This is a genomic window from Streptomyces sp. NPDC025618 (assembly GCF_055558795.1).
Genome location: NZ_JBVHLW010000014.1, coordinates 1 through 20,727, shown reverse-complemented (window position 1 = coordinate 20,727; position 20,727 = coordinate 1). Strand labels below are relative to the sequence as shown.

General features: G+C 72.8%; 20 protein-coding genes. 10 read left to right on the top strand and 10 right to left on the bottom strand.

Annotated features, from left to right (window positions below):
• Positions 1 to 144: 144 nt before the first annotated feature.
• The 3 genes from ACZ4A5_RS14980 to ACZ4A5_RS14970 are packed head-to-tail and all read right to left on the bottom strand — an operon-like array spanning position 145 to position 2,509.
• On the bottom strand, positions 145 to 786 hold the full coding sequence (locus ACZ4A5_RS14980) for a 4'-phosphopantetheinyl transferase superfamily protein (RefSeq protein ID WP_467582744.1): 642 nt from the start codon (positions 784 to 786) through the stop codon (positions 145 to 147).
• Between the two features lie 2 nt (positions 787 to 788).
• Entirely contained in the window at positions 789 to 2,258 is a 1,470-nt protein-coding gene (locus ACZ4A5_RS14975; RefSeq protein ID WP_467582950.1) for a class I adenylate-forming enzyme family protein, read from the bottom strand.
• Positions 2,258 to 2,509: an acyl carrier protein gene (locus tag ACZ4A5_RS14970; protein ID WP_398870750.1), complete on the bottom strand. Its 252-nt coding sequence runs from the start codon at positions 2,507 to 2,509 to the stop codon at positions 2,258 to 2,260. The genes ACZ4A5_RS14975 and ACZ4A5_RS14970 overlap by 1 nt, the downstream gene beginning before the upstream one ends.
• 223 nt (positions 2,510 to 2,732) lie before the next feature.
• Here ACZ4A5_RS14970 and paaA point away from each other — a divergent pair, with 223 nt between their 5' ends.
• The 10 genes from paaA to ACZ4A5_RS14920 all read left to right on the top strand — a co-directional run bounded on the left by paaA (position 2,733) and on the right by ACZ4A5_RS14920 (position 11,591).
• Complete coding sequence (gene paaA / locus ACZ4A5_RS14965) at positions 2,733 to 3,731, top strand: 1,2-phenylacetyl-CoA epoxidase subunit PaaA (RefSeq protein WP_467582741.1); 999 nt, start codon at positions 2,733 to 2,735, stop codon at positions 3,729 to 3,731.
• Complete coding sequence (gene paaB, locus ACZ4A5_RS14960) at positions 3,728 to 4,030, top strand: 1,2-phenylacetyl-CoA epoxidase subunit PaaB (protein ID WP_116214376.1); 303 nt, start codon at positions 3,728 to 3,730, stop codon at positions 4,028 to 4,030. Before paaA ends, paaB begins: the two co-directional genes overlap by 4 nt.
• A complete protein-coding gene (gene paaC, locus ACZ4A5_RS14955; protein ID WP_467582738.1) occupies positions 4,020 to 4,796 on the top strand; it encodes a 1,2-phenylacetyl-CoA epoxidase subunit PaaC in 777 nt (258 codons plus the stop codon). The genes paaB and paaC overlap by 11 nt, the downstream gene beginning before the upstream one ends.
• Positions 4,793 to 5,290 carry a 1,2-phenylacetyl-CoA epoxidase subunit PaaD gene (paaD, locus tag ACZ4A5_RS14950; protein ID WP_467582736.1) on the top strand — a complete coding sequence of 166 codons (498 nt, stop codon included), beginning with the start codon at positions 4,793 to 4,795 and terminating at the stop codon, positions 5,288 to 5,290. The genes paaC and paaD overlap by 4 nt, the downstream gene beginning before the upstream one ends.
• A 53-nt stretch (positions 5,291 to 5,343) precedes the next feature.
• Positions 5,344 to 6,444 (top strand): 2Fe-2S iron-sulfur cluster-binding protein, encoded by a 1,101-nt coding sequence (locus ACZ4A5_RS14945; protein ID WP_467582733.1) that lies wholly within the window; start codon positions 5,344 to 5,346, stop codon positions 6,442 to 6,444.
• A 79-nt stretch (positions 6,445 to 6,523) separates the two neighbouring features.
• The gene (locus ACZ4A5_RS14940; protein WP_467582730.1) at positions 6,524 to 7,291 is read left to right on the top strand and encodes an SDR family oxidoreductase; all 768 of its coding nucleotides are present in this window, start codon (positions 6,524 to 6,526) and stop codon (positions 7,289 to 7,291) included.
• A 169-nt stretch (positions 7,292 to 7,460) separates the two neighbouring features.
• Positions 7,461 to 8,312, top strand: a complete 852-nt coding sequence (locus ACZ4A5_RS14935) for a tryptophan 2,3-dioxygenase (protein ID WP_467582727.1) — start codon at positions 7,461 to 7,463, stop codon at positions 8,310 to 8,312.
• The gene (locus tag ACZ4A5_RS14930; RefSeq protein ID WP_467582725.1) at positions 8,305 to 9,111 is read left to right on the top strand and encodes an alpha/beta fold hydrolase; all 807 of its coding nucleotides are present in this window, start codon (positions 8,305 to 8,307) and stop codon (positions 9,109 to 9,111) included. The genes ACZ4A5_RS14935 and ACZ4A5_RS14930 overlap by 8 nt, the downstream gene beginning before the upstream one ends.
• Before the next feature lie 76 nt (positions 9,112 to 9,187).
• Positions 9,188 to 10,447, top strand: coding sequence for a kynureninase (kynU, locus tag ACZ4A5_RS14925; RefSeq protein ID WP_467582722.1), 1,260 nt, complete (start codon positions 9,188 to 9,190; stop codon positions 10,445 to 10,447).
• A 70-nt stretch (positions 10,448 to 10,517) separates the two neighbouring features.
• Positions 10,518 to 11,591: an ABC-2 transporter permease gene (locus tag ACZ4A5_RS14920; RefSeq protein WP_467582719.1), complete on the top strand. Its 1,074-nt coding sequence runs from the start codon at positions 10,518 to 10,520 to the stop codon at positions 11,589 to 11,591.
• A gap of 18 nt (positions 11,592 to 11,609) precedes the next feature.
• On the opposite strand, the gene ACZ4A5_RS14915 is transcribed toward ACZ4A5_RS14920, so the two are convergent.
• The 7 genes from ACZ4A5_RS14915 to ACZ4A5_RS14885 form a co-directional block, all read right to left on the bottom strand.
• Positions 11,610 to 12,677: a 2-oxoacid:ferredoxin oxidoreductase subunit beta gene (locus ACZ4A5_RS14915; RefSeq protein WP_467582715.1), complete on the bottom strand. Its 1,068-nt coding sequence runs from the start codon at positions 12,675 to 12,677 to the stop codon at positions 11,610 to 11,612.
• Positions 12,674 to 14,590, bottom strand: a complete 1,917-nt coding sequence (locus tag ACZ4A5_RS14910; protein WP_467582712.1) for a 2-oxoacid:acceptor oxidoreductase subunit alpha — start codon at positions 14,588 to 14,590, stop codon at positions 12,674 to 12,676. The genes ACZ4A5_RS14915 and ACZ4A5_RS14910 overlap by 4 nt, the downstream gene beginning before the upstream one ends.
• A gap of 80 nt (positions 14,591 to 14,670) precedes the next feature.
• Positions 14,671 to 16,095 (bottom strand): amino acid permease, encoded by a 1,425-nt coding sequence (locus ACZ4A5_RS14905; RefSeq protein ID WP_467582709.1) that lies wholly within the window; start codon positions 16,093 to 16,095, stop codon positions 14,671 to 14,673.
• Between the two features lie 38 nt (positions 16,096 to 16,133).
• On the bottom strand, positions 16,134 to 16,763 hold the full coding sequence (locus ACZ4A5_RS14900; RefSeq protein WP_467582707.1) for a DsbA family oxidoreductase: 630 nt from the start codon (positions 16,761 to 16,763) through the stop codon (positions 16,134 to 16,136).
• Complete coding sequence (locus ACZ4A5_RS14895) at positions 16,760 to 18,040, bottom strand: flavin-dependent oxidoreductase (protein ID WP_467582704.1); 1,281 nt, start codon at positions 18,038 to 18,040, stop codon at positions 16,760 to 16,762. The genes ACZ4A5_RS14900 and ACZ4A5_RS14895 overlap by 4 nt, the downstream gene beginning before the upstream one ends.
• Entirely contained in the window at positions 18,037 to 19,143 is a 1,107-nt protein-coding gene (locus ACZ4A5_RS14890) for a monodechloroaminopyrrolnitrin synthase PrnB family protein (protein ID WP_467582701.1), read from the bottom strand. Before ACZ4A5_RS14890 ends, ACZ4A5_RS14895 begins: the two co-directional genes overlap by 4 nt.
• Positions 19,144 to 19,251: 108 nt before the next feature.
• Complete coding sequence (locus ACZ4A5_RS14885; protein ID WP_467582698.1) at positions 19,252 to 20,613, bottom strand: beta-ketoacyl [acyl carrier protein] synthase domain-containing protein; 1,362 nt, start codon at positions 20,611 to 20,613, stop codon at positions 19,252 to 19,254.
• Positions 20,614 to 20,727 lie beyond the last annotated feature (114 nt).

Genomic DNA, 20,727 nt, shown 5'->3' with positions numbered 1-20,727 from the left:
CTTCCCCCGCCGCGCTCTCCTTCTTCCCCCCCCCCCCCCCCCCCCCCCCCCCCCTCCCCCCCCCCCCCCGCGCCCGCAGGGCGCTCCCGCCGCAGGCGGCAACGAAACCCGTAGCCGGGGCCTGGGGAACCAAGCCCCGCCCACCTACGGACGCACCGCCCAAGTGAACGCCGCCCCCGCGACGCCGCGGCACCGTACCTCCACAGCCCGCTCGGGAAAGTCGCGCGGCCACGCCCGGAAGCCGCCGCCCCGCCCCGGACGCAACCCGACACCGGGCAACCGCGACGGCGCCGAGTCCAGGAGCGCCTTGAACGCCGCCTCCTTCGCGGAGAACGCGAAGAGCAGCCGCCGCACCGACCCCGCCACCCACGCCCGCTCGTCCTCGCAGAGCACCAAGTGCGCCGCTTCCAGCGGCAGTCCGCGCGTCTCCAGGTCGCACCCCAGCGACCGGAAACGGGAGGCGGGGGCGGCCAGGGCGACGGCGAGGCCGCCGGAGTGGCTGATCGTGCCGACGCAGCCCTCGGGGAAGACGGGGCGGCGGCCGTCGGCGAGGATCTCCCCCGGCGGCAGGCCGGCCAGGGCGAGCGCCCGGCGTGCGGCGCGGCGGCCGGCGAGGAAGTCCCGCCGCCTGAGTTCCGGCATGGCCGACGCCAACTCCGCCTCTCCTGGCCCGAAGGGCTCCCCCCCGTCGGTGGCGACGCCCAGCGCGATGCCGGAAACGGCGAGGACCGGGCGGAGGGCGAGCAGCGCGTGCTCGACCCCGGCCCGGTCCGTCACGGTCGCCATGGTCAGGTGTGCAGCAGCTTCTTGAGGATCTTCCCGGCCGGGTTCCGGGGAACCTGGTCGATGAATTCGATGCGCCGGGGCCGCTTGTACGGCGCGAGCTGTTCGGCGACGTGGCGCAGCAGTTCGGCGGTGCCGGTGCCCTCGTCGGCGACGACGTAGGCGAGGGGGACCTCGCCGTAGTCGGGGTCCGGTGTGCCGACGACGGCGGCGTCCTGGACGGCCGGGTGGGTGCGCAGGGCCCGTTCGATCTCGGTCGGGTAGACGTTCTGCCCGGCGCGGATGATGAGGTCCTTGCTGCGGTCGACGAGGTGGATCAGGCCGGCGCGGTCGATGTAGCCGAGGTCGCCGGTGCGGATCCAGCCGTCGACGGTGATCTCGGCGGTGGCCGCGTCGTTGCCCCAGTAGCCGCGCATGACGCCGGGGCCGCGGACGACGATCTCGCCGATGGCGCCGGGCGCGGCTTCCGCGCCGCTGTCGTCGAGGGCGCGCGCGGACATGCCGGGGACGACCCGTCCGGCGGGGATCAGGTCGGGCACGGCGTCCGGCGCGGGGTGCTCCTCGGGGCCGAGGGTGACGAACGGGCCGCCGACCTCGGTCATGCCGTAGACCTGGCGGAAGCCGCAGCCGAGGCGGGCGGCGGCTTCGGCGTAGATGTCGACGGGCATGGGCGAGGCGCCGTAGAGGATCTCGCGCAGGGTCGACAGGTCGGTGCTCTCCACGGCCTTGGCCTGGAGCAGGAAGCGGAGCATCTGCGGGACGAGCCAGATGTGGGTGGCGCGGTGGTTCTCGACGGCGGCGAGCGCGGTCTGCGGCTTGAAGCCGGGCATGAGGACGACGGTGGCGCCCGCGGCCATGTAGGTCAGGGAGACGACCATGCTGCCGTGGTAGAGCGGGCAGCAGTTGACGAGGACCATGTCGTCGGCGGGCCGGGCCACGGCGAGCCAGCCGAGCGCGATGGCCCGGAAGGAGGCGTGGTCGACGGTGACGCCCTTGGCCTGTCCGGTGGTGGCCGAGGTGTGCAGGATCGCCGCGGGGGTGTCGTCGGGCAGGTCGGGCAGGCCGGGCCCGCCGTCGGCGCCCAGGGCGGCGAACTCCTCGCTCTCCATGGCGATCCGCAGCCGGACGGGCAGATCGGGGTGACGGTCGAGGAGCGCGGCCTCGCCGATGACGGCGACGGCCCCGGTGCGCTCGGCGATGCCGGTCACCTCGGCGGGGGTCAGGCTGTGGTTGAGGGGGACGAAGAGCGCGCCGAGGCGGCCCAGCGCGAAGTACGTCTCCATGACCTCGATGCGGTCCAGGGAGAGCACCGCGACGCGGTCACCCCGCTGGATGCCGAGGCCGGCCAGCCCGCGGGCGAGCCGGCCGGTCCGGTCGTCGAACTCGGCCCAGGTGACGGAGCGGCGCTCGTCCACCAGGGCCGTCCGGTCGGGGAAGCACTGGCGGTTGCGCTCCGCCAGCTGGGTCAGCCACATCACGAGCCGTTCGGCTGCGCGGCTGCCCCGCCGCGGGTGGCGACGAAGCGCTCGTAGTCCGCGATGGTGGTGAGCTGCTCCATGTCCTCGGCGGTGACCTCGGCGCCGGTGCGCTGCTCGATGAGGAGGACCAGGCGCACCAGGTCGCCGGAGTCGATGCCGCTGGCGCTGAGGTCGGCGTCGTCGCCGATGCTGTCGGCGAACTCCGGCGTGCCGGTCAGCTCGACGAGCATCTCCCGTACGGTGCTCATGCTTTTCCCTTTCGTCGCGGTGCCGCCGCTGTTCGGCGAGCGGTCTGCCCGTTGATGAAGAGTCGCCCGCGTGGCCGCACTCTCCATGCCCCTTTCGTGATCTTCGTCACGGGCCCGGAACGGATGCGCAGGGATGGAACTCCCCCGCCCCGTACTCCTTACGTCTGGAGGCACCGTCGCCTCCGGCAGTCGAGGACGAAGGAGTGAGTGGGGTGCTCTCAGGGTGACGACCACCGACGCGAGCGGCGAAGAGGGCTTCACCGAGCACTTCGAGGCGCTGCTGGCCGCCGACGAGCGGATCGAGCCGCGGGACTGGATGCCGGACGGTTACCGGCGGATGGTACTCCGGCAGCTCGCCCAGCACGCGCACTCCGAGATCATCGGCATGCAGCCGGAAGGGGCCTGGCTGACCCGGGCGCCGTCGCTGCACCGCAAGGCGAGCCTGCTGGCCAAGGTGCAGGACGAGGCCGGGCACGGGCTCTACCTCTACTCGGCGGCGGAGACCCTGGGGGTGTCGCGCGCCGAGCTGCTGGACGCCCTGCACAACGGGACCCAGCGCTACGCGGCCACCTTCAACCACCCGGCGCTGACATGGGCGGACACCGGGGCCATCGCCTGGCTGACGGACGGTGCGGCCGTGGTCAACCAGGTGCCGCTGTGCCACACCTCCTACGGGCCGTACGCGCGGGCCATGCGGCGGGTGTGCCAGGAGGAGGCGTTCCACGTCCGGCAGGGCTACGACGTGCTGTGGTCGCTGTGCCGGGGGACTGCGGAGCAGAAGGAGATGGCGCAGGACGCGGTGAACCGCTGGTGGCTGCCCGCGGTGGCGCTGATGTTCGGCCCGCCGGACACGGTGGCGGGCGGCGCGGACGACCGCACGGCGGCGATGGGCGCGGCGGTCAGCAAGCGTTCCATGGCGTGGGGCATCAAGCGGCACACCAACGACGAGTTGCGGCAGCGGTTCGTGGACAACGTCGTGCCGCAGGCCGAGCGGCTGGGCGTGACGCTGCCGGACCCGGCGATCCGGTGGAACGAGGAGCGCGGGCACTACGACTTCAGCCCGATCGACTGGCGGCTGTTCCGGGAGGCGCTGGCGGACAACTCGCAGTGCGCCCGGCAGCGGCTGGCGCACCGGGTCGCGGCACACGAGAACGGTGCCTGGGTGCGGGAGGCCGTCGACGCCTACGCGGCGGGCGGGTACGAGGAAGGGCAGAGCGCATGAGTGAGCGGACCGCACGGGTGCAGACTCCGTGGGAGGTGTTCATCCGGCCGCGCCGCGGCCTGTCCCACCAGCATGTGGGGTCGGTGCACGGTGCCGACGCGGACATGGCGCTGGCCAACGCCCGGGATCTGTACACCCGCAGGGGCGAGTCGGTGTCCATCTGGGTGGTGCGCTCCGACGCGGTGCGCGCGTCCTCGCCGAGCGAGAAGGACCCGCTGTTCAGCAACGCGGCCGACAAGCCGTACCGGTATCCGGAGCACTATGTGGCGCTGAACGAAGGTGGCAGCCATGACGGTTAGCCCCCCGGAGGCACGCACCCGGGACATCGCCGCGTACGCGCTGCGGCTCGGTGACGACGCGCTGATCCTCAGCCAGCGGCTGTGCGCGTGGGTGACGAACGCGCCCACCATCGAGGAGGACCTGGCGCTGTCGAACATCGCGCTGGACCTGCTCGGGCACGCCCGGACCCTGCTCGCGTACAGCGGTGAGCTGGACGGCACCGGCCGCAGTGACGACGACCTGGCGTACGGCAGGACCGAGCGCCATTTCCGCAACGCGCTGCTGGTGGAGATCGACAACGGCGACTTCGCGGTGACCATCGCCCGGCAGCTGGTCTACGCGCGGTACAGCATGCTGCTGTGCACGGCGCTGGCCGGGGCCGGTGACGCGACACTGGCGGGCTTCGGCGCGCGGGCGGCCAAGGAGGTCGAGTATCACTGGATGCACGCCTCCCAGTGGACCGTGCGGCTGGGCCGGGGCACGGCCGAGAGCCACCGCCGGATGCAGGCGGGGCTGGACCGCGTCTGGCCGTACGCGGGCGAGCTGTTCGCGTCGGACGAGCTGGTGCGGCGGCTCGACGCCGACGGCACGGCGGTGGATCCCGCGCGGCTGCGGGCCGACTGGGAGCGGGAGGTCGCCGGCGTCGTGGCGGACGCGGGGCTGACCGTGCCCAAGCCGTCCTGGCACGCGGGCGGCGGGCGTTCGGGGCTGCACACGGAGGCGTTCGGCCCACTGCTGGCCGAGCTGCAGTCGGTGCGCCGGCAGTATCCGGGGGGCACCTGGTGAGTGCCGTGACCCGGCTGTCCGCCGAGGAGGTCCGGGCGCGGGTGAACACCGTGCCGGACCCGGAGCTCCCCATGGTGACCCTGGACGACCTCGGGGTGATCCGTGCGGTGGAAGTGGCGGCGGACGGCGCGCTGGAGGTCTCCATCACGCCGACCTACATGGGCTGTCCCGCGATGCCCGCGATCGAGGCGGGGATCCGGGAGGCGCTGGCGGATTGCGGCCATCCCGACGGGCGCGTGAGGCAGTTGCTGTCGCCCGCGTGGACGACCGACTGGATCAGCGCGGAGGGCCGCCGCAAGCTCTCCGAGAACGGCATCGCCCCGCCGGGGGCGCCCGGGGCGCCGCTGCCGGTGCGGCTCGGGCTCGGCCTGCCCTGCCCCAACTGCGGCTCCGTGGCGACCCGTCCGCAGAGCGCGTTCGGGGCGACCCGCTGCCAAGCCGTCCTGGTGTGCACCGCGTGCCAGGAGACCTTCGCTCATCTGAAGGCGATGTGACGACCGCCATGACGACGACATCCCCGACGACGGCATCCGAGACGACGGCATCCATGAGTACCGGGACGGCGGCCGCGCCGCACGCGGGCGTGTGGCACCGGCTGCGGGTGACGGAGGTGGAACGGGCCTCCGACGACGCGGTCGCGATCCGTCTGGACGTACCGGACCACCTGGCCGGGGTCTTCGCCCACCGCGCCGGACAGCATGTGGCCGTCCGGCACCTCCCGGACGGCGACGGCGGACCGGAGCTGCGCCGCAGCTATTCCGTCTGCCTGCCGCCCGGGGAGCGCTCCGGGCTGCGCCTGGTCGTCAAGCGACTGGGGCCGGGCGGCTTCGCGGAGTACGCCACGGAGCATCTGGCCGTGGGCGACTCCCTCGAACTCTCCGCGCCGACAGGCGGTTTCGGGCTGGTGGACCGCCCGGGCGCGCATCACGTGCTGATCGCGGGCGGCAGTGGCATCACGCCGCTGCTGAGCATGGCGGCGGCCGCGCTGCGGGACGACCCCGAGTGCCGGGTCTCGCTGGTCTACGCGAACCGGACGGCGGCGTCGGTGCTGCTGGCGGACGAGCTCGCCGACCTCAAGGACGCCTACGTCGACCGGTTCTTCGCGCTCCATGTGCTCTCCCAGGAGACGCGCGAGGCGGAGCTGCTCTCCGGCCGGGTCGACAGCGGACGGCTGACCAAGCTGCTGGCCCTGCTGGGCGCCGAGCCGGACGACCGCGGGTTCTTCTACCTGTGCGGCCCCTGGGGGCTGGTCGAGTCGGTGCGCGAGGCGCTCGCCTGCTGGGGCGCCGACCCGGCCCGGGTGCGCCTGGAGCTCTTCTCGACCGCCGACGGGCCGCGGGAGGCCGGGGGCGATGACGTTCCGGCGCGGCAGGGGCGGATCACCGCGCGGCTCGCCGGCCGGACGACGGTGGCCACCATGGGGCCCGGCGACCGGGTGGTGCTGGACGCCGTGCTGCGGGCCCGGCCGGAGACCCCGTACTCCTGCCGCGACGGGCTGTGCGGCACCTGCCGGGCCAAGGTGGTCTCCGGCTCGGTGCGCATGGACCGGCAGTACGCCCTCGGCGAGGCCGAGTTGGCGGGCGGCTACACCCTCGCCTGCCGGGCGCGGCCGGACTCGGACGAGGTCGGGCTCGACTTCGACGCCTGAGCGGCCCCAAGGGGCCGCTCAGGGCCGCCACGCGCCCAACGACGACATCGACACACAGCGACACGTAAGGACAGGAACCATGGGCACTCTCGCCGGCAGGACCGCGCTGGTGACCGGTGGCAGCCGGGGCATCGGCAGGAGCATCTCGCTGCGGCTGGCCCGGGACGGCGCGCTGGTGGCCGTCCACTACGGGCACGACGCGACGGCCGCGAAGGAGACCGTCGGGCTGATCGAGGCGGCGGGCGGCAAGGCGTTCGCCTTCCGGGCCGAACTCGGCGTGAGCGGCGACGCCGTCGCCCTGTGGGAGGCGTTCGACGCGGCCCTCGCGGGGTACGGTGCCGGGCCGGGTCTGGACATCCTGGTCAACAACGCCGGTGTCACGCTCCCCAAGCCGATCGCCGCGGTGACCGAGGAGGACTACGACCGGGTCTTCGCCGTCAACGTCAAGGCGCCGTTCTTCGTGATCCAGCAGGGTCTCGGCCGGCTGCGCGACGGCGGCCGGATCGTCAACATCTCCTCCGCCGTCACCCGGATCGCCATCCCGCACATCTCCGCCTACTCGATGACCAAGGGCGCGATCGACACGCTCACCCTCGCCCTCGCCAAGGAACTCGGCCCGCGCGGCATCACCGTGAACTCGGTGGCGCCCGGCTTCGTCGACACGGAGATCAACCCGACCCTGAAGGATCCGAAGGTGCGGGCGATGTACGCGGCCGTCTCCGCCTTCAACCGGGTCGGCGAGCCCGCCGACATCGCCGACGTGGTGGCGTTCGTGGCGAGCGACGACGCCCGCTGGGTCACCGGTCAGTACCTGGACGCCACCGGAGGCGCCCATCTGGGCCTGTGACCCACCGGTCACCCGAAAAGCACGGGCCGGGGCGCGGCGCCGGGACGCGACCGCCGCCGCCTGCCCGGGACACCACGCGGCGAGCGCACCGCACCGCCCGCCGCGGCCCGAGCACCTTCCCTCCGCCCTGCGCCTTCCGGCCGGCGGGGCCCTGTCCGAGGAGACCCCTATGACTGACAGCACCAGCGCGCCCGTCCCCGAGGCGCTCGAAGAGGACGACTCCCTGCTGGAGTTCGACGGGACGACGCCGTACGAGGACTACGTCCACGCCTCGGTGCTCACCAACCTCCAGCAGCCGCTCTCCAACGACCCCGGCGAGATGGCCTTCCTGGTCACGACCCAGGTGATGGAGCTGTGGTTCACGCTGATAGTCCACGAGTGGCGCACCGCCCGTGACTCCCTGATGAAGGACGACGCCGAGCGGGCCATGGAGGCCCTGCGCCGGAGCCTCGGTTCGCTCCAGGCGCTCAACGACTCGTGGCGGCCGATCGCTTCGCTGACCCCGGCGCAGTTCAACGGCTTCCGCGCGGCGTTCGGCGAGGCGTCCGGCTTCCAGTCGGCGATGTACCGGCACATGGAGTTCCTGCTGGGCGACAAGTCCCGCTCGATGGTCCAGCCGCACCGCGGTCACCCCCGGGTGCACGCGGAGCTGGAGGACGCCCTGACCCAGCCGTCGCTGTACGACGAGGTGCTGGCGTATCTGCACCGGCGCGGACTGCCCGTCCCGGAGGGGGTGCTGGAGCGCGACCGCACGGTGGCGTACCAGGCGGACGCCGGGGTCGAGGAGGTCTGGCGGCAGATCTACGCGGGTCCGCAGAGCGACCCGCTGGTGGCGCTGGGCGAGGCGCTCACCGACATCGCCGAGCTGGTGCTGCGCTGGCGCAGCGACCATCTGCTGGCCACCCGGCGGGCGATGGGCGCCAAGACCGGCAGTGGCGGCTCCCCGGGCGTGGCCTTCCTGGAGAAGCGCGCCACCCGTTCCGTGTTCCCCGAGGTATGGACGGCCCGCAGCTATGTCTAGGACGATCTCCGATTTCGCGGCCGAGGAGGAGCGCCGGGTGCTGAGCCTGCGGCCGGTCCTCGCGCCCTCCCACCACAAGTACGGTGACCACCCGCATCAGTCGTACGACATGTGGCCCGCGGAGGACCCGGACGCGCCGCTGGTGATCCTGCTGCACGGTGGCTACTGGCGTTACGACCGGATGCACCTGACGCCGTTCGCCGCGCATCTGGCGAAGAACGGCTTCACCACGGTGCTGCCCGGTTTCCGCCGGGCCGGCGGCGCGGGCGGCTATCCGGCGACCTTCGACGACATCGCGCTGCTGCTGGACACGATCCCGGCGGGGCGGCGGTATGTGCTGGCCGGGCACTGCTCGGGCGGTCACCTCGCGCTGTGGGCGGCCGCGCGCGGGCTGCTGCCGGAGGACTCCCCGTGGCACACCACCGAGCTGCCGACGGCCGTGCTGGCGCTGGCCCCGATCACCGACCTGGCCGCGACGATCCGTGAGGACCTCAGCAACGGCGCGGGGCTCGAACTGCTCGGCCCCGCCGACCGGGTGGAGTCGCTGCTGCCGTCCGTGGACCCGCTGACGATGCTGCGCGGGCCGGGCACGACCGGTGTGCCGACGGTCGTGCTGCACGGCGAGGTGGACGAGGAGTTGCCGCACGAGCAGTTCACCGGCTACCTGGCCGTGCACACGGACGCGGAGCTCGTGGTCCTGCCGGGAACCGGGCACTACACGCTCATCGAGCCGGGTTCACCGGCGAGCGGGTCGGTGATCGAGACGCTGGCCCGGCTGTCCCGCGCGCACTGCTCGTAGGCCGCCCCTCCCCCACCGGCCGCCGTTTCGGGCGAGAGCCTCCGGCCGCCGTCCCCGACAAGTAAAGGATCTCGCGGTGACCACCGCCACCACCCACGACCTCGACGCCCTGACGGCCCGCGCGGGCGCGCTCGACACAGCCGACCCGCTGGCCGCCGTGCGGGAACGGTTCCTGCTGCCGGAGAGGGTCGTCTATCTGGACGGCAACTCCCTCGGGGCGCTGCCCGCCGCGGTGCCTCCCGTCATGGAGGACGCCGTGCACCGGCAGTGGGGCACGGACCTGATCCGGTCGTGGAACGACAACGCGTGGTGGGAGGCGCCCCTGCGGGTCGGGGACGCGATCGGGCGGCTGGTCGGCGCGGCCCCGGGGCAGACGCTGGCCGGCGACTCCACGAGCGTCCAGCTGTTCAACGCCCTGTCGGCGGCGGTCCGCCTGCGGCCCGGCCGCGAGCTGATGCTGACGGACCCGGGGCACTTCCCCACCGACCAGTACATCGCCGATTCGGTGGCCCGCCTGTTCGGCCTGGAGGTGCGCAGGGTGCCGCCGGCCGGACTGCCGGACTTCCTGGCGCGGGAGGGCGAGCGGGTCGCGGTCGCCGGTTACTCCCCGGTGGACTACCGCACGGGCGAGCTGTACGACATGGCCGCGGTGACTCGGGCCGTGCGGCGGGCCGGCGGGCTGATGCTGTGGGACCTGTGCCACGCGGCGGGCGCGCTGCCCGTCCGGCTGGACGAGCTGGGCGCGGACCTGGCCGTGGGCTGCGGCTACAAGTTCCTGTCCGGCGGTCCCGGCGCCCCGGCCTTCCTGTACGTCGCGGAGCGCCACCAGGCGGCGTTCGACCAGCCGCTCACGGGCTGGAACGGGCACGCCGAGCCGTTCGGCCTGAGCGGCGGTTACGCGCCGGCGGAGGGGGTCGGACGGGGCAGGATCGGCACCCCGCCGATCCTGTCGATGCTGGCCCTGGAGGCCGCGCTGACGGCGTTCGACGGCGTCGCCATGGCGGACGTACGGGCCAAGAGCCTGTCCCTGACGTCCTTCTTCCTGGACTGCGCGGACGCTCTCCTGCACGGTTTCACCGTGGTCACACCGCGCGACCCGGAACGGCGCGGCAGCCAGGTGACCCTCCGCCACCCGGACGCCTACGCGCTGGTGCGGGCCCTCGCGGCGCGGGGCGTCATCGGTGACATGCGCGCCCCGGACATGCTGCGCTTCGGCGTCAACGCGCTCTATGTCACCCACGGGGACGTGCTGTCCGCGGTGCGGCACCTGAGCGAGGTCGTCGGCTCCGGGGAGCACCACGCCGACCGCTTCCAGGAGCGCACGACGGTCACCTGAGCGGCGACCGCCGCTCGCGACAGAGCCCTGATGCCCGTGATGTTCACATTTGCCCGCCTATGGTGAGGGCGTGAACGAGAAAGGCACGGCCGGAAACAGCATCGGATCCACAGTCGGCGGACACTGGGCGGCGTTCCGGCGGTCGCCGTTCTTTCCAGCCGCCGTGCTCGTGGTGCTCGTCGCCGCGGCGGCCGGGCTCTTCGCCGGGTCGTACACGTACTGCATGGCCAACCCCACGCCCCGCAGCATCCCCACCGCCGTGACCGGGGTGCCGGCCTCCGAGGTGAAGCGGGCCCAGTTCGTGCAGGGGATGGAGAAGGCCCTCGGGGCCACGCTCAAGCTGCACCACTACGGCACGTACCGGCGGGCTCTGGGGGCGGTGGAGGAGCAGCGGGTGTTCGCGATCCTGGAGGAGCGGGCGGACGGGCGTGCCGCGCTGTCCGTGGCGGGCGCGTCGGGTGCCTCGGTCGCGCAGTTGCTGACCGAGACGGCGCCCCGGGTGGGCGCGGCCATCGGCGTGCCGGTGACGGTCACGGACATCAAGCCGCTGCAGAAGGGCGACCCGCGGGGGCTCGCGCTGTTCTACGTCTCGCTCGCCGCGTCGGTGGTCGGCTTCATCGGCGCGATCCAGCTGAGCGTGCACGCGGCCCGGCTGAACCCGGGCGAGCGCATCGCCTTCACCCTGCTGCAGTCGGTGCTGGGCGGCTTCGCGATCGCCGCCGTCGTCGACTGGGGCCTGGGCGCTCTGCGGCTGCCGTTCACGGAGTCGTGGCTGATCCTGGCGCTGACGATGTTCGCGTCGGGGATGGTCTTCACGATGTTCAACACCCTGATCGGTCGCTGGGCGATGCTCCCGACGTGGAGCCTGCTGGTGCTGCTCGGCAACCCCTCCTCGGGCGGCGCGGTGTCCTGGCCGCTGCTGCCTTCCTTCCTGGGCACGGTCGGCCGCTGGCTGCCCCCGGGCGCCTCGGTCAACGCCCAGCACACGGCGGTCTACTTCGGCGGCCACCAGCACGCCTTCCCGTTCGCGGTCCTGGGGGCGTGGGCGGTCGGCTGCAGCGCGGTCTTCTGGCTCTGGCGCCACCGCCACCCGGGCGGGCGGGAACGGGAGGTGGGCGGGGGTGCCGGTCTCGCCGAAGCGTGACACCCCCGCCGGCCGGCTTCACCCGGTGACGGTCCAGGTGTCCCTGCCCCGCAGGAGGGCGTCCAGGTCCGGCTCGCCCGCGTCGCGGGCCCGGGCGACCTGCTCGCGCACCTGGTCGTCGTAGACCGGCCGGGAGACCGAGCGGAAGACGCCCGTCACCGTGTGGGCACGGTCCTGGCCGCCGAGGCGGGACAGCGCGAAGGCGTAGGCCGGGTCGGCCTCGGTGGCGTCGTGGACGACCAGCGCCTCCTCCCCGGCCTCGGCCACGGGCCGCACGGCGAGGCGGCCGTCCGCGTCGCGGACCACACCGAGCTCGCCGTCCGCGCCGAAGCGGATCGGCTCGCCGTGCCGCAGCCCGATGATGTGCCGCTCGCGCACGCCCGGCTCCTTGAGCGCGTCGAAGGCGCCCTCGTTGAAGATCGGGCAGTTCTGGTAGATCTCCACGAGCGCCGTCCCCCGGTGTCCGGCCGCCGCGCGCAGGACCTCGGTGAGGCCCTTGCGGTCGGAGTCGAGGGCGCGGGCCACGAAGGTGGCCTCGGCGCCCAGAGCGAGGGAGACCGGGTTGAACGGCGTGTCGAGGGAGCCCATCGGCGTGGACTTGGTGACCTTGCCGACCTCGGAGGTCGGCGAGTACTGGCCCTTCGTCAGGCCGTAGATCTGGTTGTTGAACAGGAGGATCTTGAGGTTGACGTTGCGGCGCAGCGTGTGGATGAGGTGGTTGCCGCCGATGGACAGGGCGTCGCCGTCGCCGGTGACGACCCACACCGACAGGTCCTCGCGCGCGGTCGCGAGGCCGGTGGCGATGGCGGGGGCGCGGCCGTGGATGGAGTGCATCCCGTAGGTGTCCATGTAGTACGGGAAGCGGGAGGAGCAGCCGATGCCGGAGACGAAGACGACGTTCTCCTTCGCCAGCCCGAGCTGGGGCATGAAGGACTGCACGGCGGCGAGGACCGCGTAGTCGCCGCAGCCGGGGCACCAGCGCACTTCCTGGTCGGACTTGAAGTCCTTGGCCGTCTGCGGGCCGGGGGCGGCGGGCACGCCGTCGAGGCCGCCGCGCGCGGGCATGCCGAGGTCGATCGCTGTCATGCTTGCGGTTCTCCGATCACATCGGTCAGTACGCCCTGGAGCTCCTCCGCCATGAAGGGCAGGCCCGTGACCTTGGTGTGGCTGACGACGTCCACGAGGTACTTCGCCCTGAGCAGGGTCGCGAGCTGTCCGAGGTTCATCTCCGGCACGACGACACGGTCGTACGCGGCGAGGACCTCGCCCAGGTTCTCCGGGAAGGGGTTGAGGTGGCGCAGGTGGGCCTGGGCGATGCGGCCTCCCGCGGCGCGGACCCGGCGGCAGGCCGCGCCGATGGGGCCGTAGGTGGAGCCCCAGCCGAGCACCAGGACGCGGGCGTCGCCGCCGGGATCGTCCACGGCGAGGCGGGGGACCCGCACGCCGTCGACCTTGGCCTGCCGGAGGCGGACCATCTTCTCGTGGTTGTCCGGGTCGTAGGAGATGTTGCCGGTGCGGTCGGCCTTCTCCAGCCCGCCGATGCGGTGTTCGAGGCCGGGGGTGCCCGGCACCGCCCATGGCCGGGCGAGGGTCTCGGGGTCGCGGAGGTAGGGCCAGAAGTCGCCGGACCCGTCCGTGGCGTTGGGCTCGGCGGCGAAGTCCACGCGCAGGTCGGGCAGACTGGCGGCGCTGGGGACGAGCCAGGGCTCCGAGCCGTTGGCGATGGCCCCGTCGGACAGCAGCATCACGGGCGTGCGGTAGGTCAGGGCGATCCGGGTGGCCTCCAGGACGGCGTCGAAGGCGTCCGCCGGGGAGCGGGGAGCCACCACCGGCAGGGGCGATTCGCCGTTGCGGCCGTACATCGCCTGGAGCAGGTCGGCCTGTTCGGTCTTGGTGGGCAGGCCGGTGGACGGGCCGCCGCGCTGCACGTCGATGATCAGCAGCGGGAGCTCGGTCATCACGGCGAGGCCGATGGTCTCCGCCTTCAGGGCGACGCCGGGCCCCGAGGTCGTGGTCACCCCGAGCGCACCGCCGAACGCGGCGCCGAGGGCCGCGCCGATCCCGGCGATCTCGTCCTCCGCCTGCACGGTGGCGATGCCGAACGCCTTGTGCCTGGAGAGCTCGTGCAGGATGTCGGACGCGGGCGTGATCGGGTAGGTGCCGAGCAGCACGGGCAGCCCGGAGCGGCGTCCGGCGGCGACAATGCCGTAGGCGAGCGCGGTGTTGCCGGTGATCTGGCGGTACGTGCCGGCGGGCAGTGCGGCCGCGGCGACCTTGTAGGTGACCGCGAAGGACTCGGTGGTCTCGCCGTAGTTCCAGCCGGCGCGGAAGGCGAGGATGTTGGCCTCGGCCAGCTCGGGGCGCTTGGCGAACTTCTCCCGCAGGAAGCGCTCGGTGCCGGCGGTGGGCCGGTGGTACATCCAGGACAGCAGGCCGAGTGCGAACATGTTCTTCGCCCGTTCGGCGTCCTTCTTCGCCAGCCCGGTCTCCTCCAGCGCGCCCCTGGTGAGGGTGGCCATGGCCACCTTGTGCAGGTGGTAGGCGTCGAGGGAGCCGTCCTCCAGCGGGTCCGCCGCGTAGCCGACCTTGGCCAGGCTGCGCTTGGTGAACTCATCGGTGTTGACGATGAGCGTGCCGCCCGCGGGGAGGTCACCGAGGTTGGCCTTCAGCGCGGCGGGGTTCATGGCCACGAGGACGTCCGGCCGGTCGCCGGGGGTGAGGATGTCGTGGTCGGCGAAGTGCAGCTGGAAGCTGGAGACACCGGGGAGGGTGCCCTGGGGGGCGCGGATCTCGGCCGGGAAGTTGGGGAACGTCGCGAGGTCGTTGCCGAATTCGGCCGCTTCGGAGGTGAACCGGTCGCCGGTGAGCTGCATGCCGTCACCGGAGTCGCCGGCGAAGCGGATCACGACGCGGTCCAGGGCGCGGACGTCGTCGCCGTCGGAAACGGAGGCGGGGGCCGGGGTGACAGCGGGAGTGCCCACGTCGGTGTCGAGACTCATGTGAAGGTCGTTCTCTCTTGCTGGACTTGCGGAAGCTTGTCGGCGTGCCGGGCTTCGCGGGAAGGACGGGTGGGGTGTGCCTACCGGGAAGGGCTCAGTTCCCGGGGCGGGGCGGCCGGTTCGGGTCCGGCGGCGCGGCGCCTGCGGCGTACGAGGCCGTAGGAGGCCGAGACGAGCAGCAGGAACGGGACGCCGAAGAGCAGGGCGTCGGCGAACTGTTCGGTGAAGGCCATGGTCACCATCACCGCGACGATCATCACCATGGCGAGGGCCGTGGTCACCGGGGCGCCGGGCAGCCGGATCGGTGAGGGACGAAGTGCCCGGGCGCGGCGGCTGCGGTGGAACGCCCACTGTGTGGCGAAGATCAGCAGCCAGGTGACGAGCGCGCCGAAGGTCGCGATGCCCACCAGCAGCGCGAAGGCGGACCCCGGCGCGGTGACCGACAGGACCGTGGCCAGGGTCAGGCCGACAGCCGAGAGCAGCAGCGCGTTCCCCGGCGCTCCCTGGGAGTTGAGGCGGCCGAGGCGGCGGGGCGCGTAGCCGTCCCGTGCGAGCGAGTACACCATCCGGGCGCTCACATAGAGATTGGTGTTCATGGCGGAGAGCGCGGCCGTGAGGACGACGAAGTTCATCACGGTGACGGCGCCGGGGATCCCGGCCGTGCTGAACAGCCGCACGAAGGGGCTGCCGGCCGCGGAGCCGTCACCGGTGAGCGGTGCGACGGTGACCACGACCGCCATGGCGAGCAGGTAGAACAGGGCGAGCCTGAGCACCATGCCGCGGGCGGCGCGGGGGATGTCGCGCGCCGGGTCGCGGGACTCGGCGGCGGTGAGCGCGACGGCCTCGGTGCCCATATAGCCGAAGGTCACCACGGTCATGGCGAGCCACAGGCCGGTGAGGCCGCCGGGCGCGAAGCCGCCGTGCTCCGTCCACGCCCCGAGGCCGACGGGCTCACGGCCGGGCAGCCCCACCGTGACGCAGGCCAGCCCGAGCAGCACGAACACCACGATCGTGACGACCTTGATCATCGCGAACCAGTACTCGAACTCGCCGAAGAAGCGCACCGAGGCGGCGTTGACCAGCAACATCGCGAGGGAGAAGAAGACGACGGGCACCCACAGCGGGAGTTGCGGCCACCAGAAGCGGACGTACATGCCGGCGGCGGTGACCTCGCTGCCGATGTTGACCACTTGGGCCACCCAGTACATCCAGCGCTGGACGAAGCCCGCCCAGGGCCCGAGGTAGGCGTGCGCGATGGCGCCGAAACCCCCGGCGCCGGGGTGCGCCACGGTCATCTCCGCCAGGGCGTAGGCGAGGGCGAGCGCCAGGACCGCCCCGGCCGCGTACGCGACGATCACCGAGGGCCCGGCCATGGAAATGGCCAGCCCGGATCCCAGGAAGAGCCCGGTGCCGATGGCGCCGCCGAGCCCGATCATGCGTACGTGACGGCCGCTGAGGGCCTTGCGCAGCTCCGAACTGCCGCCCGCGCTCCCGTTGTCGTTCACACCTGATTCCCCCTTGTGTTGCGTGCGCGCCCGGTCGGTTACGCGCTGTCGGCGGCTCGCTGGAGCGCGCGCAGGATGGTCTCCTCGTCCCGCGGGCCCACCAGCGTGGTGCCGTCGTCGAAGACGAAGGCGGGCACGGCCTGCACGCGCCCGCGCGACCGGGCGACGGCGGCCCGGACCTCGGCGAGCTCCTCGTCCGAGGCGAGGTACGCGGCGGCCCGGTCGCCGTCCATCCCCGCGCGTACGGCGCGGTCCACGAGCAGCTCCGGGTCGGAGACGTCGCCGTTCTCGGTGAAGTAGGCGGCGAACAGCAGCTCCTCCAGCCGGGACCGGACCTCCTGGCCGTAGTCGCGCCCCGCGAGCCGCAGCAGCCGGTGCGCCTGAAGGGTGTTGACCGCGTAGCCGCTCGCGTTGCGGAAGGTGATGCCGAGCGCCTTGCCCGCCTCGGTGACCTCCTCGCTCATCGCCGTGGCCTTGGCGACGCCGTACTTCCCGGCCAGCCACTCCAGCATCGGCACGGCGTGCCCGGGGTGCTCGCCGTCGATCTGGTACGGGTGGAGCACGATCTCGACACGGTCCGCGCCGAAGGCCGCGACGGCCCGCTCGGCGTTCCGCTTGCCCACATAGCACCAGGGGCAGGAGATGTCGGAGTAGATGTCGAGTCTCATCCGCTGACCTTCACCACTCGGGCCCGGCCGTCCGGACGCTGGTTGACGGTGTCGGTGTCGAAGGCACCGGCCTGGGCGTACTGCGCGGAGATCGCGGCGAGTTCGGCCTCGCTCATCACGTCGTGGATGGAGGCGAAGCCGTCCGGGGCCCGCTCATGGGCGATGTTGATGACGATCTCGGGGCCCATCTGGCGGTTTCTGGCCTGTAGTTGGGTCATGGCCGGACGGCGGCACTCCTCGTAGGCGGCGAGGGCCTCGCCCGGATCGGTGTGCCGGGCCAGGCACTGGGCGAGCACCCGGGCGTCCACGATCGACTGGGTCGCGCCGTTGGAGCCCATGGGGTACATGGCGTGGGCCGCGTCGCCGAGGAGGGTCACCCGGCCGGAGGTCCAGTGGGGCAGCGGGTCGCGGTCCACCATGGGGTACTCGAACGCCTCGTCGCCCGTGCGGACCAGGCCGGGGATGTCCAGCCAGGGGAAGTCCCAGTCGGCGAAGTGCGGGAGGAACTCCTCCGGGCGGACCTTGCGGTTCCAGTCGGCGCGGTCGGGGACCTCGCCGCTGTCGGCGCGGCGGGCCACGGCCCAGTTCATCAGGACGGGCTCGTCGGGGCTCGCGCCCGTGGTCATGGGGTAGACGACGCCGCGGCGGCGGTCGTCACCGGCGATGATCATTGTCCGGCCGTTGAGGAAGGGCTTGCTCCAGGTCGCGCCGCGCCAGACGACGAGCCCGTTCCAGCGGGGCGGCCCCTCGTCGGGGTGGAGCGCGGCCCGCACCGCGGAGTGGATCCCGTCGGCGCCGATCAGCACGTCGGCCTCGGTGTCGGAACGGGTCGCGGTGGAGGGGTGGGTGACGGACACCCGGAGCCGGCCGGTGGGCACCGACGTGAATCCGGTGATCCGGGTGTCCGTCACGATCGAGGCCGGCCCGAGCCGCTTGCGCACGGCGTCGGCCAGCACCATCTGAAGCCGTCCGCGGTGGATGGACAGCTGAGGCCAGTTGTAGCCCGCGCCGAGGCCGCGCGGTTCGTTCCAGATGAGGCTGCCGAACCTGTTGTAGTACGACAGCTCGCCCGTCCGGACCGAGAGGGCGGCCAGGTCCTCGTAGACGCCCAGTTCGTCGAGTTCGCGGACGGCGTTGGGGAGGATGTTGAGGCCGACGCCCAGGGGGCGGATCTCCTGGACGGTCTCGGCGACGGTGATGTCGGTGAAGCCCTCGGCGTGCAGGCTGAGGGCGGCGGCGAGGCCGCCGATGCCGCCTCCGGCGATCAGGATCTTCACGAGGCGGCCTTCTTCCCGTCCGCGGCACCGCGGGTCAGGTTGGCGTTGTCGCGCGTCAGGTCGAGGATCTGCTTGAGCAGTTCGACGCTGGCGCCACCGCTGCCGACCGGGAAGAGCCGCAGGTCCTCCTGGTACGCCTTGCGGGCGATGCCCAGGTGCCGGCCGCGGAAGACCATGATCACGCGCAGCAGGCGGAGCAGGGCCTCGGCGCTCTCCAGGAGTTGGGGCTCGGACCGCTCGGTGACGGCGGGGTCGGTGCCGAACGCCGCCACGAGACGCGTGACGAGAGAGGGCGCGTGCAGCCAGGAGTCGTAGAGCTCACGCCAGCGGGGCAGGCTGTAGGGGATCGAGTGGCGCAGGAATTCCTGGTACTCGGGCCTGCTGTGGTCGGAGGCCCAGACGGACAGGTCGATGAGCCACAGCGGCACCTGGGCGGCGGCCGGCCCGAGGTAGGTCTCGCCGGCGAGGGTGACGTTCTCGTAGTACGGGCGCAGGACGCGGGCGAAGAAGGCCGGGCCGACCTCCTTGACCACCATGTCGATGGAGTCGACCATCGCGCCCAGCAGATCGGTGAGTTCGTCGAGGACGGCCGCGAACTTCTGCTCCGCGGGGTCGGTCCAGGAGAGCATGTCGCACAGTTCGAGGCCCTGGCGCAGCTGCGGGAAGACCATCCGGACGGAGTCCTGCAGGCAGAATTCCTGCGGATCGCCGGTGTACGAGCGCTGGCGTTCGCCGGTGGGGTTCCAGGTGGTGTAGTGGTGCACGGTGTCCCGGGGGATCATGCCGGTGCGGCGGCCGAGCTCCAGCAGCACGGGGACGGCCTCGGGGACGACCTCGGCGGGTTCGGTGTCGTGGCGCTTGAGCGAGCCGAGCAGCATGCCGAGGTCGCGCATCACGGCCAGGCACTCGTCCGTCGAGTAGAGGGCCACGGCGTCGAGGCTGGGGGTGAGATCGCGCAGCATGGCCGTCAGCGTGGGGACGTCGGCGCGGGAGTTGAGCTCGGGGAGGCGGGCGAGCGCGGCGTCCGCGGCGAGTGGGTCCAGGGCCCTGACTCTTTCGATCTGCAAGGGGTTGCCATGGTCCACGAAGAGGTCAGAAATCACGATTTTTCTCCATAATGGGCATGCCGTTGCCCGCGGCGGTGCGGGGAATGCTGTGGGTGGTGGGCGCCGGCCGCGGCCGTCGGAGCCGGGCGGGAAGCGGGGCCCGTGTCAGTGCGCGGTGCCGGGGGCCTGCGGGGCCTGGGCGAGCACGAGGTGGACGTTGGTGGAGGAGATGCTCTGTCCGTTGACGGCGGCGATCACCGGGCGTCCGTCCCGGCGCGGCAGGGGCTGCGGCCGGGTGGGGACGACGAGGGGCAGCCGGTCCCAGTCCACGGCGGGGTGGGGCGTCTCGAAGTGCAGGCCGCCCGGCACGGTGCCGTGTTCGAGCGCGAGCACGGTCTTGATCACACCCGCGACGCCCGCGGCCGCCTCGGTATGGCCGATGTTGGTCTTGACCGAGCCGACGAGACAGGGGTGTCCCGCCGGGCGGCCCTCGCCGAGCACGTCGCCGAGCGCCCCGAGCTCCACCGGGTCGATCCGGGTGCCGGTGCCGTGGGCCTCGACGTACGCGACCTCGCCGGGCACGATCCCGGCGTCCTCGTAGGCCCACCGCATGGCGGCCGCCTGGCCCTCCCGCGAGGGGTCGGTCAGCCGTGCCTTGGCGCGGCCGTCGTTGCTGACGGCACTGCCGAGGATGACGGCCCGGACCCGGTCCCCGTCGGCGAGCGCCCGGTCCAGCGGCTTGAGGACGACGATCCCGGCACCCTCGGAGCGGACGAAGCCGTCGGCGGTGGCGTCACCGAACTTGCAGCGCCCGTCCGGGGAGAGCGCGCCCGCCTGGGAGAGCATGATGTCGGCGGAGGGGCCGAGAACGAGGCTGACGCCGCCCGCGAGGGCCGTGGTGGCCTCGCCGTGGCGCAGGCTGCGCACGGCGAGGTGCAGGGCCACGAGCGAGGACGCCTGGGCGGTGTCGACGGTGACGCTCGGGCCGCGCAGGTCGAAGGCGTACGAGAGGCGGCCGGACAGCAGGCCGCGCTGGTGGGTGCCGCTGAAGGTGTCGAGGTCCAGGGTGTCGCGGCCGCGGTCGCGGAGATTGTCCCAGTGGTCGGCGTGCGACTGGCCGGCGAAGACGGCGGTGCGGCTGCCCGCGAGGCGCTCCGTGGTGAGTCCGGCGTCCCGGAGGGCGGCGCGCGCGGTCAGCAGGAGCAGCCGCTGCTGCGGGTCCATGTCCTCGATCTCGCGCGGAGCCACCCCGAATTCCTCGGCGGGGAAGGCGTCGGGACCGACGGCGGCGGCGAGGCCGTCGAGGAAGCCGCCGCGGCGGGCGGTGGTGCGGCCCGGTGTGCCGGGGCGCGGTGCGTGGAACTCCTGGGTGTCGTAGCGGGATTCCGGGATGTCACCGATGGCGTCGCGGCCGTCGATGAGGAGGTCCCAGAACTCCTCGGTCCCCCATGCGCCCGGATAGGCGCATCCCATGCCGATGACGGCGATGGGCCCTCGTGCGTCAGGTCCGTGGTCCGGCCCTGTCATCTTGCTCCCCCGTTGGTGCTTTTCGTCCGGGGTGGGGGGGGGGGGGGGGGGGGGGGGGGAGAAGGGGGGGGGGGGGGGGGGGGGTTTTTTTTTGTGAGGTGGTCGATGTTGGTC